Below are 16,083 nucleotides of genomic sequence, written 5' to 3' on the forward strand. Positions count from 1 at the left end.
AAAAACCCCTTCCGTTTATTGGCCAAAAGGGCAATTTTCTACTCCTCTGCAAACACAATATTCACTTTGGCAGATAACTCCTTAAATATCTCTTCCGGAAGGCCGCGATCTGTGATCAGGCCGTCAAAGCGCTCCCAGGCGGCGTATTCAACCAGCGCATTGTTCATAAATTTGCTGCTGTCTGAGACAATATAACTTCTCCCGGCGCTCTCCATCATCTTCCACTTGGCGTGCGCCTCCGGAAAGTTCTCCACACAGGGACCGCGGGACGTGCTGAGGGCGCTGGCGCCGATAAACGCGATATCCGCCTGGATTCCCGCCAGGCACAGATCCACCCACTGCCCTACGGCGGCCAGGTTGGACGGGTAAACCTCCCCTCCCAGCGCCAGTACATTTACTTTATTTTCTGCCAGACGAATCGCCGCTGTCAGGCTGTTTGTCACTACCGTTATGTTTTTCTTTGCGAGCAGTTCCTCCGCAAGCCAGTATGTTGTGCTGCCGGAGTCCAGGATCACTGTGCTGTTGTCTGATACCAGGTTCACAGCGGCCCGGGCGATTGCCCTCTTGGAGCTTATGTTTCGTTCCATTCTGCGATTGAGAAACACATTGCTTCCCGTAAAATAATTATCTACTACGACCGCGCCTCCGTGGGTCTTGCGCGCGACTCCGCGCTGCTCCAGCGCGATCAGATCTTTTCTTGCAGTTTCGGATGACACATGAAATTCATTTACTATCGTACTGATCTTGATATGACCGTCGGCCACCAGCATCTGAGTAATCTGTGCCTGCCGTTTTTCTGCTAATATTCGAGCCAAAAGTTTCATCACCCTTCGTCACAACATCATTTTTAATTGCATATTATTGTTGTTTATTTTATCATGAAGCCGTAGCGAGAGTCAATGATTCTGGGAAATTCTGGAGCCACCTATGCTCTTTTGTCTCCTCCGCAGGTCCGGATCCATTCCCTCACCTCTTTTTTGATTCCCTCTTTTACCGTCCCTATCAGGTCGATGATAAAAGCATTTTCCCCGAACCGCTCCAGCTCTGCTTTCATTCCGTTCATATAGGCGCTGGCAATGCACGTTCCCACGTTTACCTTGCAGATCCCCTCCGCGATACAGCGGCGCACATCTTCTCCGGCGATTCCCGTCCCTCCGTGGAGAACCAGCGGAATGCTGATCGCCCGGTGGATCTCCTGCAGCCGCTCAAAGCTCAGATGAGGTTCCCCCTCATAATAGCCATGGGCTGTCCCGATGCCGACCGCCAGGGTATCCACCCCCGTCTCTTCCACCAGACGGACACAGTCCGCCACCCGGGCAAGATAATCGTCTCCCTCATATCCGCCCTCATATCCGACGCCCTTAATCCGCCCTATCTCCGCCTCTACGATACTGCCTCTGGCATGGGCATATTCGGCCACCTCTTTCACTGCGGCGATGTTTTTTTCCAGCGGCAAAGCCGAGGCGTCCAGCATGACCGAGGGGAAGCCGCAGTCTACCGCTGCTTTACAAACCTGGACGTCCTGGCAGTGATCCAGGTGCAGAATGACCGGAACATCCGAGCGCTCCGCCATCTCTCTCCCGAGCGCCGCATAGATCTCCAGTGGAAGCTGCGTAAAATTCTCAGGATGGATTGCCACCATCACGGGTGCCCTAAGCTCCTGCGCCGCCGCCGTTACCGCGCTCATATCCCAGACATCCGCACAGTTAAACGCGTTCAGCGCGTAGCAGCCCTCCTTCGCTCTGCGAAACAATTCTTTTACTCCGCACTGATTCATAATTTTTCTCCCCTTCCCCGCGCATTCGGCGTCATCACCACTTTGATCGCTGACGGATCATGGACTGCAGCGGCGTATGCCTCGTCCCACTTTTCTAATGCAAATTTATGAGTTACCACACCTTCCGTCGCGATTAGTCCTCTGTCTATCCCGGCAATAACCGCCTCGAAACAGCCCGGCCCCAGATGGGAGCCCAGAACATCGATCTCCTTCCCATCCCCGATGATATTCCAGTCGGCCATGATGTCCTTTGCAAATATACCGAACTGGACGTAACGGCCCAGGCTTCGGACAGCCTTCAACCCCTGCCTGACGCTGGCCTCGCTTCCCGCGGCCTCCAGATAGACATCGCAGCCGTAGCCGTCCGTCCGTTTCAGGATCTCCTCTGCGACATTGCACTGGGACGGATCCAGGACCAGATCCGCGCCGAATTTTTCAGCCAGGGCGCGCCGGTTTTCTCTCAAATCCAGGCCGATGATAAGCTTTGGGATAGCCAGGCGGGCCATCGTCACCATACCGAGCCCAATCGCTCCCAATCCACTCACGACTACGACGTCCTCGTGGCGGATTCCCGCCCGCTCCACGGCGTGCATACTGCATGCGTACGGCTCGATTAGAGCCGCCTGCTCCACTGTAAAATGCTTTGGGATATGGTGATTGATTCCCCGGCGGTGAATCCGCATATACTGGGCAAATCCCCCTTCCGCCTCCCTCTGGAATCCGTACATTTTTAGATTCTGGCACATCCAATACTGGCCATTCTTACAAAACCGGCACTCCTTGCAGGGGATGATCTGCTCCGAAATCATCAGTTCCCCCAGTTCATAATCCGTTACGTTCTCTCCCTTTTTGACGATTTCACCGTAGAACTCATGTCCCGCCGTGACAGGCGTCTCGATAAACCGCTCCTCGGGCGGCGCGTTCCACTCGTGGCCGCCTGCAAAATTTTTCAGATCCGAACCGCAGATGCCGCAGCCCAGAACCCGGATGACCATTTCATCTTCCCGGCAGGAGGGAACCGGCCGTTCCTCCAGCCGCATATCCATCGGCCCATACAGGCGCAGCGCTTTCATCCTATCTTCCATATGACTTCCTCCCATTTCCATACGCCTTTTTACTTCAGGCACTTTCCTATTCCTACGCGCACCTACCTTTTTCCTCGCGCCTCCTTATTCTCTCCCCGGATAAACAATCCCTTTCATATAGCCGTCAAAAGAGGAGGCGGCCATCGTCTTCGCCAGCCCTTTAAGCCCGCAGGAATAGGTAAAGAGCTGCTCCAGTTTTTCCTTCCGGTCACACAGAATCCGGAATGCCTTGTGGAAGGCATGGGGGGGTGTTTACCGTCATCCCAATCAGCGTGGCATGTTTTGCGCAGAGATCCGCAAAGGGATCAAAGGTTACGGGGGACGGTTTCATAGCGTTCCCGCACTCCACCAGCGTCCCCAGGCGCTTCATGAGGTGAATCCCGTCGCAGAAGGCCTGCCCGGTCCCCACACACTGGAAGACCACATCCGCCCCTCTGCCTCCTGTCAGTTCTCCGATTTTCTCCTTCCGCTCTTCCAGGCTCTGGGTCTTGTAATTCAGCAGTAAATCAGCCTCAGCCATTTGGCCGCACATCTCAAGCCGCTTCTTCCGGCCGCCGGCCACCACGATCCTGCCAGTCCCCAGCATCCGTAGATAAAAAGCAGTCAGAGCCCCGATCGGCCCGTCCCCGATGACCAGAGCCGTCCTGGTCTCATCCAGGCAGTTTTCCATGGTGCCGGGGCAGCGCATGGCCAGTTCCACCGTCCTGACCGCCACCGCCAGAGGATCCAAAAGAACTGCTCTCTCGGCCGGCATGGACTCCGGTACTTTCCACAGATACGTCCCCGGATAGATATACATATATTCCGAGAAACCGCCGGTCAGGGCCGGCTCCCCTGACCGGCGCTCATAATCGCCTGCCCCCTGATAGGGGAACCAGTCGCCGTAGCCGAAGGGCTTCTCGCAGACGGAATAGGCGCCGTTTCCGTAGTCCAGGCAGTTAGCGCAATGTCCGCAGGTGACCGTCGGATAGAGGACAATCCGGTCTCCCGTTTTTAGCGGTCCTCCATAAATGTACATTGCGTCATTTGCCCGTCCTCCCATCTCCACTATCGTCCCGGTCACTTCGTGTCCCAGCACGACGGGAAACGGCGGCGTCTCCGTGCTGATGTGGAGATCCGAGCCGCAGATTCCGGCTGCCTCCACCCGGATCAGGATTCCGTCTTGCTCTACCCGGGGCATTGGAACTTCCTGGATGTCAAACTGCCGGTTTCCACGAAAAACCGATGTCTTAAGCATGTTTTTTCACCAGCCCTTTCTGAACATTATTCACCGCCACCGCAAAGAGCAGGACGATTCCTTTAACCAGCCACTGTGTATATTCGGTCAAATCCAGCATAACCATACCGTTGGACAGAATTCCCATAATCAGAACGCCGGCCACCACATTGACGATACGGCCTTCGCCGCCCATCAGGCTGACTCCGCTTAAGACGGAAGCCGTGATGGCATCCATCTCAAAACCAACCCCCACCGACGGCTGGCCCGAATTGACGCGGGAAGCCATGATAATGCCGGCAACCGCCGCCAAGGTGCTGCATGCGATATAGCAGATCATCTGCACTCTTGTGGTGTTAATGCCGGATAAACGCGCGGCCTCCTGGTTCCCTCCGACCGCATAAATGTGACGTCCAAAATACGTTTTTTCCAGAAGCACAAAACCGAGGATAAATACGGCCACCATAATGCAGAGCGGCACCGGGATTTTACCGATATACCCCTGTCCGAATACCCGGAAGCTGTCGGGCAGGCCGTAGATCGGAATCCCTCCCGTCAGAAGGTAGGCAGCGCCTTTGGCAATGGTCTGCATGGCCATCGTTCCGATCATAGCCGGGATTTTAAAATATGTACACATAAAGCCGTTGACGGCGCCGCAGCACGCGCCCACCATCAGTGTGATGATCACGGCCAGCCAGATCGGCAGCTGCCCCTGCACCACTAATTTGGTACAGACCACCCCGGTAAACGCACACATCGTTCCCACCGAAATATCGATTCCACCGACCAGGAGAAGGATGGTCATTCCCACGGCCGCTATACCGGTCATGGAAACCTGCCGCCCCACGCTCAGAAGATTGGACGAGCTGAAGAAATTATCCGCCGTCAGCGCAAAAAACAGGATCTCCGCAGCCAGGATGATAAACACGCTGATCGTTGACAATTGTATTTTTTTACCTTTCAAGATTCCACCCCCAAACTATTTTCCCTGCTTCCGCCGGAAGCAAGTTCCAATATTGCACTCTGCGTCACCTCTGAACCGCTCAGGAAGCCGCTCAACCGCCCTTCGTGCATCACCATAATTCGATCGCTCATCCCAATCAGCTCCGGAAGCTCGGAGGATATCATGATAATCGCCTTTCCTTCCCTGCGCAGATTTGCCATCAGCTGGTAAATCTCCTGCTTCGCCCCCACGTCTATGCCGCGGGTCGGTTCGTCAAATATCATGATATTGCAGTTAGCCGCCAGCCATTTGGAGAGCACCACCTTCTGCTGGTTTCCACCGGAGAGATGGTCGGTCAACTGTGCGTCGGACGGGGTCTTAATCTCCAGAGCATGAATGTATTGATCAATCAGTTTCTGCTCCTTCCCCCTCTGTACCATCATAAACCGGCTTAAAGATTTTACCCTGGTGAGCGAGATATTGTTCCGTACACTCAGGTGCAGGTGAATTCCCTGCCCCTTTCTATCCTCCGGAATCAGGCAGATACCCGCCCGGATCGCATCGGACGGCGTCCGGATCGGGACCGGCCGGCCATGCACTGAAATCTCTCCCAAAGTCCGGACATCCGCTCCGAAAACCGCCCTGGCAATCTCGGTGCGCCCGGCTCCCACCAACCCGGCAAAGCCGAGTATTTCTCCTGCGCGGACTTCAAATGACACATCTTTTAATTTGCCGGTCGTCAGATGGGAAACCTGAAGCGCCGTCTCCCCTGTACAGCTATCCCCTTTTTCAGGGTAGCTCTCTCCCAGCTCCCGGCCCACCATCAGGCTGACTAATTCCCTGCGGGTGGTCTCGGCCGTATTCAGGGTGCGGATCACGCGGCCGTCGCACATAACTGTTACTTTCTCCGCCAGCTCAAAGAGCTCCTCGATTCTGTGCGAAATATAGATAATCGTGATTCCCTGGCGTTTCAGATCCCGGATGATCTCGAACAGGACGCCGACCTCCTGCCCTGTCAGAGGAGCCGTCGGCTCGTCCATGATCAGGATTTTTGCATTTTCATAGATGGCTTTCCCGATCTCCACCAGCTGCTGATAGGCGATGCTGAGTTCCCCCACCGGCCGCGCCGGATCCAGGGAAACCTTCAGTCGGTCGAAAACTTCTTTCGTCCGCCGGATCATCTCGCTGCGCTTCAGCATGATCCCATTTCGGATTTCTTTCCCCAGAAACAGATTTTCATATACGCTCAATGCCGGAACCAGATTGAATTCCTGATAGATAATGCCGATCCCGGCCTTCTTTGCTTCCGATGGGGTGAACCCCTGATACTGCCGTCCGTCTATGTAGATCTCTCCGCTGTCCGCTCCATAGGCGCCCGACAGGATTTTACACAGAGTTGATTTTCCCGCCCCGTTCTCTCCCAGAAGAGCGTGAACCTCACCCGGATAAAACTCGATGCTGGCGTCGTTTAGCGCTTTCACCCCCGGAAATGTTTTGGTCAGATTTCTGACCGTCAAACTTGGAACCGCCACATTTTCACCTCCCTATGACGAGGTATGGACGACAGACCGCCTTCCATACCTCTCTTCCTTGCAGGTTAATTGGTCAGGTAAGTATCCACGTTGGAGCCGTCGATGGCCACACAATCGAGATAATAGATACTCTCCAGCTTTTCCCCGTTCGCCGCTTTGACCGCATAATCCATGCAGAGGCGTCCGATATCCTCATTGGGCAGCTCCAGACCAGCGGACGCCCGATAGATCGTCCCTTCTTTGATCTTGGAGAGCGCTTCCGACGCGCCGTCACAGCCGCCGACAAAGAAGTGGTCGGTGTTTACTCCGGAGGCCATAACTGCCTCGTATGCTCCCAGCGCCCCGCTGTCATTTACGCCCAGAATCACCTGTACATCCGGGTGGGCCTGAAGAATGTTCTCCGCCGCGCGCATGCCGGTGTCAGTCAGGTTCGCAGCCGCCGTGGCCGCCAGTTCTGCATCCGGCGCATACTCCTCAATTCCGGCCCTGATTCCGTTCTCACGCTCGATCACCTGCGGAAGTGTCGGCTGGTTTAAAATGGCATATTCCGCCTTGCCGCCCAGCTCCTCTGAGATCCATTTGCCTGCCGCCGTGCCCAGCGCATAGCCGAAATTATACTCTTCAAATGTCACGCAGCTGGTGGCCTCCTCGATGAATGTCGTCTCCGTGATCACGCGGATTCCGGCTGCCTCCGCCTCCGCAATAGCGCCTCTGCTGGACTCTGCGTCCAGAGCGCTGACGATGATGGCGTCGCAGCCTGAGCTGACGAAATTCTCAATTGCAGATACCTGTTTCTGGGTGTCTGACTGTGGATCGTTGATGACGAGATCGATCCCGTTCTCATCCGCGTACTTCTGCGCTCCGTTGGAAAACTCGGCAAAATAAGAGTTCGACAGGTCCATGACCGACAGGCCGATTTTCATCTTTTTCCCGCTGTCCGCCGAGGCGCTTTCGGCGGAACCCGCCTCATTTGCAGGGGCAGACGTGTCCGCGGGAGCCACAGCATCCGCAGCCGGAGTCTCCGGTGTTTTCGCCGCGGAACCGCTTTCTTTTGCGGAACAGCCGCTCAGGGATGTACAGACCAGACAAACAGCGAGCGCCAGGTTGAGCATTTTCTTCATATCTTTTCCTCCTTTTTGTGGCGGCATATCTGCCGCTTTTGGTTTTCCGGTATCACCCGGTGTTTTTATGATAAATTTTTCCACGGTTCACACCTATCCGCTTTCTCGAACGGCTGTGAATCGCAGCTAAATTTTCTTATGTGAAACGTGAAGCTGGCCGATTCCCGAACGGACATACCACGGATGGTTTTCTTTATACCGGTCGTATTTATTCTGGTAATAGGAAAAATGGTCCGGCTCCCTGCGGATTCTCTTTTTCACTTTGACCATGACGTCCGCCGCCTCTTCCATCGTCCGGCAGCCACCGGCGGCTTTCATAGCGAGAATGGCCGCTCCCAGCGTCCCGACTTCATTGGAGCTAAGTGTCACGATATCGCGGCCCATGAGATCCGCTTTCATCCGGAGGTATCGCTCGTTTTTAGCCAGCCCTCCCACCGCATGGATTTCCCCCAGGGTAACTCCGGCCGCCTCCAGACATTCCAGATTGAGCTGTAACTCGAACGCGATCCCTTCCAGCAGAGCCGCAAAGAGTTCCCCGCGGCCGGTCTTAAGATCCGCCCCCAATAGGATGCTTTTGGCCTCCGGGTCATTAAACGGCGTCCCGGCTCCGGAAAAATAGGGAATCCAGATCACGTTATTCTGTTCTCTCGGGACCATATCAAACATTAAGTCATAGACATCTTTTCTCTCCTGCACGGCCGCCAGAACCAGGTCCTGGCAGAAACAGTCCCGAAACCATTTCACGGCCCTTCCCGCCGTCATCGTGCAGCCATAGATGGAATATTTCCCCGGAATCACATGGGGTTCCACCGAAAGATTGTATTTCGCCAGCAGTCTCAGATCAGGCGGACGCCCCGCTACCGCACCCACGGCCTCCACGCTCCCCATCCCGTCCAGGACATCCCCGTCTCTGATTACCCCGGCCCCCAGGGATACGCACTGTTGGTCATGGCCTCCTGCGACCAGGAGAACTCCCCTCGGAAGGCCAAGCCGGCCGGCTGTCCCGTCCTGGATTGTCCCCACCACGGTTCCCGGTTCCACCGCCGGGGGAAGGAGAGTTTCCGGCAGCCTCGCCGCTTTTAAAATCTCCCGATCCCACTTTTTCTCCCAGATATCGAACATTTCGGTGGTGGATGCCAGCGTATAGTCGATATGCGGTTTTGCCCCCAGCAGGAAGAGAAGCAGGGAATTCATCGGGAGAAAAAACGATGCCTGCCGGTATATCTCGGGCTTATGCTTTTTCAGCCACATGATACGGCAGACGGAGGAGACCCGGGACGGAGCATATCCCGTTTTCTCAAAAAAGCGCTCCCGATCCACGCGGCCGGCCAGCTCTTTTTCCACATCCTCTCCCCTGGAATCGGAGTAAATGATGGCGTCGGCCAAAATCTCTCCCGTCCGGCTCAACGGAACTACGGATTCCCCCAGCGATGAAACGCTGATTGCCTCAATCTTTTCTCCGCCGCACCGGACCGCGGTCTCCCGCAGCACCTCCATCGCATCTTTCATCACCTGCCGGCTGTCCAGTTCCTGGCCTCCGTCTGACGTCGCTTTGGGAGTATACTCCCGGTAGGCGCCCGCCAGTATCTCCCCGTCCGCCCCGACGGCAGAAGCTTTACAGCCGGAAGTGCCGATATCCACACCCATTACTGCCATCTGCTTCCTCCCGATCACTTAAACTTTGTTATCCAAGTTCTATACTTGTTATTTTCTGTTATTTGAATTATATCGCAAGTAATCGCAAGTTTCAATTGTCAAATATCTACAGAATCTTATTTGGATTTTTGGTTTATTTTCACAATTCATTTTTTATTTGCAAAGGATTGCAATCGAATTAATATTTAGAATGAAAAGAAATTTTAAATATGAGGAAACGTTTTTTAGCGTTGCTCTCATGCCCCCGCTCCGCGCCAATGGTAACAGACTAAGCCCAGCTCATCCCGTCTCTCATCCATAGCAAGCCAGGCCTGAACCTGCGCCTCCGTATCCTCTGCCGTCATCTTCATTACAATAAGCGCTGAAGGCAGCCGGTTCCAGCTGCCAGATGATCCGGAGGTTACTTCCATCGGAGTAGATGAGGTCGCGCTTATCCAATTACATCACCATTCCTGACTCTGGCCTGCGGCGGCTGAATTGTTCTGTTTTTTCAAGTGGACGGTGGTATTGTCGCGGGCACTACGTTTTTTTGAATGCCTGGGAAAGGCCGGGTTGGAAGGATGTTAGGCGTTTTTTATGGGGCTCGGATGAAATTTTTTCGTTTTTTTCTATGATGACGGATGTTGTTTACACAAGCGGTTAGAATGATGGTAAAATATTGTTAAGAGAGATATATTTTGATGTTTGATGATGAGCCGGACTATCCGACAGAAGAAGACAATAAGAGTCGGGCAGGCAGGGATTGTTGTTTATATAATATAGTTACAGCGGACAACGAAGGAGGACATTGTATGAACGGTTGGAATGACGGCATCACTAATGCGATTGCATACATTGAAGAGAATTTGACTGGGGATATCAGTATTCATGAAGTTGCAGATAAGGCGCATGTGTCCAGTTTTTATTTTCAGAAAATCTTCCATGTATTATGCGGCTTTACGGTCGGCGAGTATATAAGGAACCGGCGGCTGACGCTTGCTGCGCAGGAGCTTTGCTCTACCGATATCAAGGTGATTGATGCCGCACTAAAATATGGCTATGATTCGCCGGACAGCTTTGCCAGGGCATTTACGAAGTTTCATGGAATCAGTCCTTCCGCAGCAAGAGAAAAAGGAAGTAAGCTGAATTCTTTTGCACCGCTGAAAATTAAACTCACATTGGAGGGCGGTACTATGTTGGAGTACAGGATTGCCGAAAAGGCACAGTTTACAGTAATGGGAAGGTTGCGCAGATTTAATATGGAGACTTCCTATGAGGAGATTCCCAGGTTTTGGAAGGAGCATATGGAAAGCGGCGGGTGCAAAACCGTATGCGGAATGTTCGGGATATGTCTTGACGATGAGGGGAAAGATTTTGATTACATGATTGCCGATAATTACATTCCATGGAATGAGGTTCCGGAGGGTTATGAAACAAGAGTCATTCCTGCATTTACATGGGCTGTCTTCCCCTGCCGCGGCGCTTTGCCGAATGCACTGCAGGATGTGAATACAAGGATATGGAGCGAATGGCTGCCGTCCTGCAAGGCGTATAAGATTGCGGGTAACTATAATATCGAGATGTATACACCGCCATGTGAAAATCCGGATGACAACTATAACGAGATATGGATTCCTGTCGAGAAGGTATAATTCACGGTTTGTTGACGGTTTCCTTGTGCATCATATCTATGTGCAGCCTTTCATCGTAACAGGAATGGTATCAGGAAATTGCTGAACAAAAAATAACGCTTTTTAAAAAATGGTCTTTTGTGAAATGGGGGGTGATGATAATCAGACATAAAAAAATCATGATTTTTCTCATATTGGTATGCGGCCTTTTAGCCACTGCCGCAGGCCTATACTATCACAGGCACACCCCCGACAGAATGGCTGAGAATATTTTATTGAGCATTACCACTGATTCGGAAATTGAATCACTTTTCACCGACAGCCCGAACTTGGAACCGGAAGCGTTTCTTGAACACTGCAAGCAGAGATACCGGCCCGATTTGACGGAGGAGGCCTTTGATATGGCCGTTCGGGATGGAACCTTCCTTACCTTTTTCAGATCGAACCCGAAAGGAGGCCGTCTGAAAAGCAGCGGTATCGAGGTGGAACGGCTGCAGACGTTGCCTGATGATATCCGTTTCTTCGGCGTTGTCAAAGCCGATTATGCCACCGGGGACGGAAGCTCCTATACTCAGACATGGAATGCCAAAATCCGTATCGTACGGGTAAAGGGTACCTGGAAAATACAATACCTGACTCTGACCTTTGCCAGATAGCGGTTTCATTCCAGATTGAGTGGTGCTAATTTGAATTCATCATAAAAACGGCTGCGTGCTTTATAAGCATGCAGCCGTCTGACTGTCAATTTGAACTGCCGATTTCCAGGGACTTTAACCCTTGTGCCGGGAAATCGGCAGTTCTTCCTTAAATTATATTAAAGTCTGACCTTGCTTCCTTTTCCGTCTCTCTTTCCTATCTTCAGACGGTTTAAATGTACCTGCTTTTCTTTGTACATCACGGTCGCCTCGCCGTCTGCGCCCAGAAGATAGACTTCTTCCAGTTCTTCCCCGCGTCCCAGTTTGATGCCGCGCACGCCCTTAGAGTTCTTTTTCAGGGTCGAAATTTCTTCCAGGTCAAAGCGCAGGAATACACCGTTTGTGGTCTGCAGGACGGCTTCCGTTTTGCCGTCGGTGAGCTGGACACTGATTACCATATCGCCCTCCTGCAGCTTTGTGGCCGCCACCATTCGGTTATTTGTCTCGAATTCTTCGCCCGGAACCAGTTTTACCATTGCTCCTTTCGTTGCAAAGAGCAGGCGTCTGCCAAGCAGCGCCGACGCGTTGGTGATAAAAATAGGCCGTTCCTTTGTTCCGTCGAATTTGCACAGGTTGTCGATTGGGGTTCCCTTGTCTCTCATCTTTCCGTACGGAATGTCGGACGCCTTTACCTGGTGCAGAAGGCCTGTATCCGTAAAAAGACAGATCTTATCGGTATTCAGGCATGGAATGACGTATGGATTTTCCCCGTCAATCGTCTCCTGGTTTCTGTCATAAGTGGCTTTGTCTATCAGCTTGCTGTAGCCGAACCGGTCCATAATAAAGACGACTTCCCGGATTTCCACGGCCGTCTCATCATAGACCGCCTCTTTGCCGTCCTCGATCAGGGTTCTTCTCGGCGTTGCAAACTCTTTCTTGATCTCTTCCAGATCTTTCTTAATCACATCGTCCATTGTAATCTTGCTGGAAAGAATTTTTTCATATTCCCGGATTTTTTTAAGCGTCTCTTTGTATTCCTTCTCAAGAGCCATAATCTCAAGGCCGATCAGTTTATACAGTCTCATCTCCAGGATTGCGGATGCCTGTTTCTCGGTAAAATGAAGCTGTTTTGCGTCCTCCTCAAATCCCGGCACGCGGAATTTAATGTTGGAAATATCGCCGTTCATCAGGCAGGCCTTGGCGTCTTTCAGGTTCTTTGAGCCTCTGAGGATTGCGATAATCAGATCGATCACATCGCAGGCCTTGATCAGGCCTTCCTTAATCTCCTTCTTTTCCAGCTCTTTTTCCAGGAGTACATTGTATTTTCTTGTATTATTCTCATACTGGAAATCCAGATAGTTTTTGAGGATACCTTTTAAGCTGAGCGTCTCCGGGCGGCCTCCTGCAATGGCCAGCATATTGACTCCGAAGGTGTCCTGAAGCTTTGTTTTCTTATAGAGAATATTCTTGATTTTTTCTATGTCAGCATCTTTTTTAAGCTCTAAGACGATACGGATGCCCTCTTTATTGGACTGGTTGGAAATGTCGACCACATCGGTGAGCTTCTTGGACTCCACCAGATCGGCGATGTCTACCAGGCATTTGTTGATTCCGGCGCCAATCATCGTGTACGGTATCTCGGTGATAATCAGCTTGTCCTTGTCCACACGTCTCTTGCCCAGCTCCACTTCCAGCTTTGCGCGGAGCTTAATGCGTCCGCTTCCCGTCTCGTAAATATCCAGGAGCTCGCTCTTATTGGCGATAATGCCTCCCGTCGGAAAATCGGGGCCGTGAAGGATATTTAAAAGCTCTCCTGTCGTGCTGTCCGGATTGTCGATATAAGCCATGACCGTATCGACCACCTCCCCGAGATTATGGGGCGGAATGCTGGTGCTCATACCTACGGCAATTCCCTCCGCCCCGTTGATCAGGAGGTTGGGAACGCGTACGGGAAGAACTTCCGGTTCCTTCTCCGTCTCGTCGTAGTTCGGTACAAAGGCCACCGTCTTGTCCAGATCCTTTAAATATACTTCTTCTGCAAATTTCTCCAGTCTCGCTTCCGTATACCGCATGGCGGCGGCTCCGTCTCCCTCGATGGAACCGAAGTTGCCGTGGCCGTTGACAAGCGGCATTCCCTTTTTAAAGACCTGGGACATGACAACCAGTGTTTCATAGATGGAACTGTCCCCATGGGGATGGTATTTACCCATCGTGTCGCCGACGATACGGGCCGATTTCCTGTGAGGCTTGTCATGCCCCAGACGCAGCTCGCTCATATCATAAAGCACGCGGCGCTGTACCGGCTTCAGGCCGTCCCTTGCATCCGGGATGGCCCTGGCCGTAATGACACTCATGGAGTAGTTCATATAACTGCGCTGCATCTCTTCCGAGTATTCCGTTGTGATTATCTTCTCAGCCATTCTCTATTCTATCTCCTGCAATTTTCTGTTATCTCCGGGTATTATCACGGCCGCGTCCAGCCTGATTCGCTGCACACCCGCCAAAGTCCCCCGTTTATGCGTCGATTTCCGCCTCATCGGCATGCTCATAGATAAACTGCCGCCTTGGAGGAACCTCGCTTCCCATCAGCATCTCCGTAATCTCGGACGCCATCCTGGCATCTTCTATCTCAACACGCTTTAAGATTCTGGTCTCCGGATTTAACGTCGTTTCCCAGAGCTGCTCCGCGTCCATCTCACCGAGACCTTTGTAACGCTGCAGGGTAAAATCGCCCCCGTGCTTCTTTCTGTAACGCTCCAGCGCCTTCTCGTCGTAGAGGTATTCCTCCTCCCCCTTCTTCGGGATCACTTTAAACAGAGGCGGCATGGCGATATAGACGTGGCCGTCGTTGATGAGATCCGGCATGAATCGGTAAAGGAAAGTAAGAAGCAGCGTGTCGATATGGCTGCCGTCCACATCGGCATCCGTCATCAGGATAATCTTGTTGTAACGGAGCTTGCTGATATCGAAATCATTACCATATCCTTCCGAAAATCCACAGCCAAAGGTGTTGATCATCGTCTTGATCTCGGCATTGGCCAGAACCTTGTCCATTGTGGCCTTCTCCACATTCAGGATCTTTCCGCGGATGGGAAGGATTGCCTGATACTGGCGGTTTCTGCCCATTTTGGCCGAGCCGCCGGCCGAATCTCCCTCGACAATGAAAATTTCACATTTCTCTGCATCGCGGCTCTCGCAGTTTGCCAGCTTACCGTTGCTGTCAAAGGAAAATTTGGACTTTGTCAGCATGTTGGTCTTGGCCTTTTCCTCCGCCTTCCTGATCCTGGCGGACTTCTCCGCACAGGCGATGATTGCCTTCAGCACCTCCAGATTGCGGTCGAAATATAACTGCAGCTCTTCCCCCGTCACATTGAATACGGCCTTCGTACAGTCGGCGCTGGCCAGCTTTGTCTTTGTCTGTCCCTCGAAAATCGGGTCCGGATGCTTGACTGCAATGACGGCCGTCATGCCGTTTCTCGTGTCTGCGCCTGTAAAATTGGAATCCTTATCCTTCAGAATCCCCAGTTCCCTGGCATAACTGTTGATCATCGTAGTAAAACGTGTTTTGAATCCCACCAGGTGGGTTCCGCCTTCCTGAGTGAAAATGTTGTTGCAGAATCCCAGCACATTTTCCTCAAATGTATCCACGAACTGGAATGCCACCTCCACCTCAATGTTCTCCGACATCCCTTTAAAATAGAAAGGTTCGTGGACCGGTGATTTCGTGCTGTTTAACTCTTTTACGTAAGCCAGGATGCCTTCCGGCTCGCTGTAAGTGATTTTCTCCGCTTCCCCTGCTCTTTTATTCTCATAGTGAATTGATAATTTGGGATTCAGATACGCGGTCTCGTGAAGACGGCTTTTCAGCCAGTCCGCTTTGAAACGCGTCTTTTCAAAGATTTCACCGTCAGGTTTAAAGTTAATCCTGGTTCCTGTCTCCCTTGTCTTTCCGATAACGGGAAGCAGGCCATTCTCCAGTTTTACAACAGGAATGCCCCGCTCATAAGCATCATGGTGAATGCATCCGTTCTTGTACACCTTTACATCCATATGCTCGGAAAGGGCGTTCACCACGGAAGAACCGACTCCGTGAAGACCGCCGCTTGTTTTATATGCATTATTATCGAATTTTCCGCCCGCATGGAGGGTGGAGAGTACGATTCTTTCCGCTGAAACTCCCTTTTTGTGCATCTCCACCGGGATTCCCCTGCCGTTGTCGCGCACGGTACAGGAGCCGTCCGCCTCCAGAGTGACCCAAATATCGTTACACTCCCCGGCCAGATGCTCATCCACCGAGTTGTCCACGATCTCGTATATTAAATGATTCAGGCCCTTTGTTCCGACACCTCCAATATACATACCGGGGCGTTTGCGGACCGCCTCCAGGCCTTCCAGGACGGTAATACTGTCCGCATCATACTGTGTTTTTGCCATGATATTCCTCCAGATCTGGTATTAATCTGTCTTATTATTACATAAAAAAATGGGTTTGGCAAGTTTCTTAGCTG

At 52.3% G+C, this 16,083-nt stretch carries 12 protein-coding genes; 2 read left to right on the forward strand and 10 right to left on the reverse strand.

The features are described from left to right. Nucleotides 1-38 precede the first annotated feature (38 nt). The 8 genes from V3C10_13510 to V3C10_13545 form a co-directional block, all read right to left on the reverse strand. Nucleotides 39-815, reverse strand: coding sequence for a DeoR/GlpR family DNA-binding transcription regulator (locus tag V3C10_13510; GenBank protein ID WVP60333.1), 777 nt, complete (start codon nucleotides 813-815; stop codon nucleotides 39-41). 110 nt (nucleotides 816-925) lie between these two features. Further along, nucleotides 926-1,777 (reverse strand): class II fructose-bisphosphate aldolase, encoded by an 852-nt coding sequence (locus V3C10_13515; protein ID WVP60334.1) that lies wholly within the window; start codon nucleotides 1,775-1,777, stop codon nucleotides 926-928. Then, complete coding sequence (locus tag V3C10_13520) at nucleotides 1,774-2,862, reverse strand: alcohol dehydrogenase catalytic domain-containing protein (protein ID WVP60335.1); 1,089 nt, start codon at nucleotides 2,860-2,862, stop codon at nucleotides 1,774-1,776. The genes V3C10_13515 and V3C10_13520 overlap by 4 nt, the downstream gene beginning before the upstream one ends. A 208-nt stretch (nucleotides 2,863-3,070) precedes the next feature. After that, nucleotides 3,071-4,042, reverse strand: a complete 972-nt coding sequence (locus tag V3C10_13525) for an alcohol dehydrogenase catalytic domain-containing protein (GenBank protein WVP60336.1) — start codon at nucleotides 4,040-4,042, stop codon at nucleotides 3,071-3,073. A 49-nt stretch (nucleotides 4,043-4,091) separates the two neighbouring features. After that, the gene (locus V3C10_13530; protein WVP60337.1) at nucleotides 4,092-5,042 is read right to left on the reverse strand and encodes an ABC transporter permease; all 951 of its coding nucleotides are present in this window, start codon (nucleotides 5,040-5,042) and stop codon (nucleotides 4,092-4,094) included. Further along, on the reverse strand, nucleotides 5,039-6,553 hold the full coding sequence (locus V3C10_13535; protein WVP60338.1) for a sugar ABC transporter ATP-binding protein: 1,515 nt from the start codon (nucleotides 6,551-6,553) through the stop codon (nucleotides 5,039-5,041). Before V3C10_13535 ends, V3C10_13530 begins: the two co-directional genes overlap by 4 nt. 65 nt (nucleotides 6,554-6,618) lie before the next feature. Beyond that, nucleotides 6,619-7,674 (reverse strand): sugar ABC transporter substrate-binding protein, encoded by a 1,056-nt coding sequence (locus V3C10_13540; GenBank protein WVP60339.1) that lies wholly within the window; start codon nucleotides 7,672-7,674, stop codon nucleotides 6,619-6,621. Nucleotides 7,675-7,800: 126 nt separating this feature from the next. Beyond that, nucleotides 7,801-9,330, reverse strand: coding sequence for an FGGY-family carbohydrate kinase (locus V3C10_13545; GenBank protein ID WVP60340.1), 1,530 nt, complete (start codon nucleotides 9,328-9,330; stop codon nucleotides 7,801-7,803). 791 nt (nucleotides 9,331-10,121) lie between these two features. Here V3C10_13545 and V3C10_13550 point away from each other — a divergent pair. Together V3C10_13550 and V3C10_13555 are read left to right on the forward strand one after the other, a co-directional pair. Next, entirely contained in the window at nucleotides 10,122-10,961 is an 840-nt protein-coding gene (locus V3C10_13550) for an AraC family transcriptional regulator (GenBank protein WVP60341.1), read from the forward strand. A gap of 134 nt (nucleotides 10,962-11,095) precedes the next feature. Further along, nucleotides 11,096-11,596, forward strand: a complete 501-nt coding sequence (locus tag V3C10_13555) for a hypothetical protein (protein WVP60342.1) — start codon at nucleotides 11,096-11,098, stop codon at nucleotides 11,594-11,596. A gap of 158 nt (nucleotides 11,597-11,754) precedes the next feature. Here the strand turns inward: V3C10_13555 and V3C10_13560 are convergent, their stop codons facing one another. Both V3C10_13560 and V3C10_13565 read right to left on the reverse strand, forming a co-directional pair. Then, on the reverse strand, nucleotides 11,755-13,995 hold the full coding sequence (locus tag V3C10_13560; GenBank protein WVP60343.1) for a DNA topoisomerase (ATP-hydrolyzing): 2,241 nt from the start codon (nucleotides 13,993-13,995) through the stop codon (nucleotides 11,755-11,757). A 94-nt stretch (nucleotides 13,996-14,089) separates the two neighbouring features. Continuing rightward, complete coding sequence (locus V3C10_13565; protein WVP60344.1) at nucleotides 14,090-16,009, reverse strand: DNA gyrase subunit B; 1,920 nt, start codon at nucleotides 16,007-16,009, stop codon at nucleotides 14,090-14,092. Nucleotides 16,010-16,083 lie beyond the last annotated feature (74 nt).

The organism is [Clostridium] symbiosum (assembly GCA_036419695.1).
Taxonomy (GTDB): Bacteria; Bacillota; Clostridia; order Lachnospirales; family Lachnospiraceae; genus Otoolea; species Otoolea symbiosa_A.

Bases quoted from the DNA above. Each gene is read 5' to 3' on its own strand.
- V3C10_13550 (WVP60341.1), top strand. From the start codon at position 10,122: ATGAACGGTTGGAATGACGGCATCACTAATGCGATTGCATACATTGAA.
- V3C10_13560 (WVP60343.1), bottom strand. From the start codon at position 13,995: ATGGCTGAGAAGATAATCACAACGGAATACTCGGAAGAGATGCAGCGC.
- V3C10_13515 (WVP60334.1), bottom strand. From the start codon at position 1,777: ATGAATCAGTGCGGAGTAAAAGAATTGTTTCGCAGAGCGAAGGAGGGC.
- V3C10_13525 (WVP60336.1), bottom strand. From the start codon at position 4,042: ATGCCCCGGGTAGAGCAAGACGGAATCCTGATCCGGGTGGAGGCAGCC.
- V3C10_13520 (WVP60335.1), bottom strand. From the start codon at position 2,862: ATGGAAGATAGGATGAAAGCGCTGCGCCTGTATGGGCCGATGGATATG.
- V3C10_13540 (WVP60339.1), bottom strand. From the start codon at position 7,674: ATGAAGAAAATGCTCAACCTGGCGCTCGCTGTTTGTCTGGTCTGTACA.
- V3C10_13545 (WVP60340.1), bottom strand. From the start codon at position 9,330: ATGGCAGTAATGGGTGTGGATATCGGCACTTCCGGCTGTAAAGCTTCT.
- V3C10_13555 (WVP60342.1), top strand. From the start codon at position 11,096: ATGATAATCAGACATAAAAAAATCATGATTTTTCTCATATTGGTATGC.
- V3C10_13565 (WVP60344.1), bottom strand. From the start codon at position 16,009: ATGGCAAAAACACAGTATGATGCGGACAGTATTACCGTCCTGGAAGGC.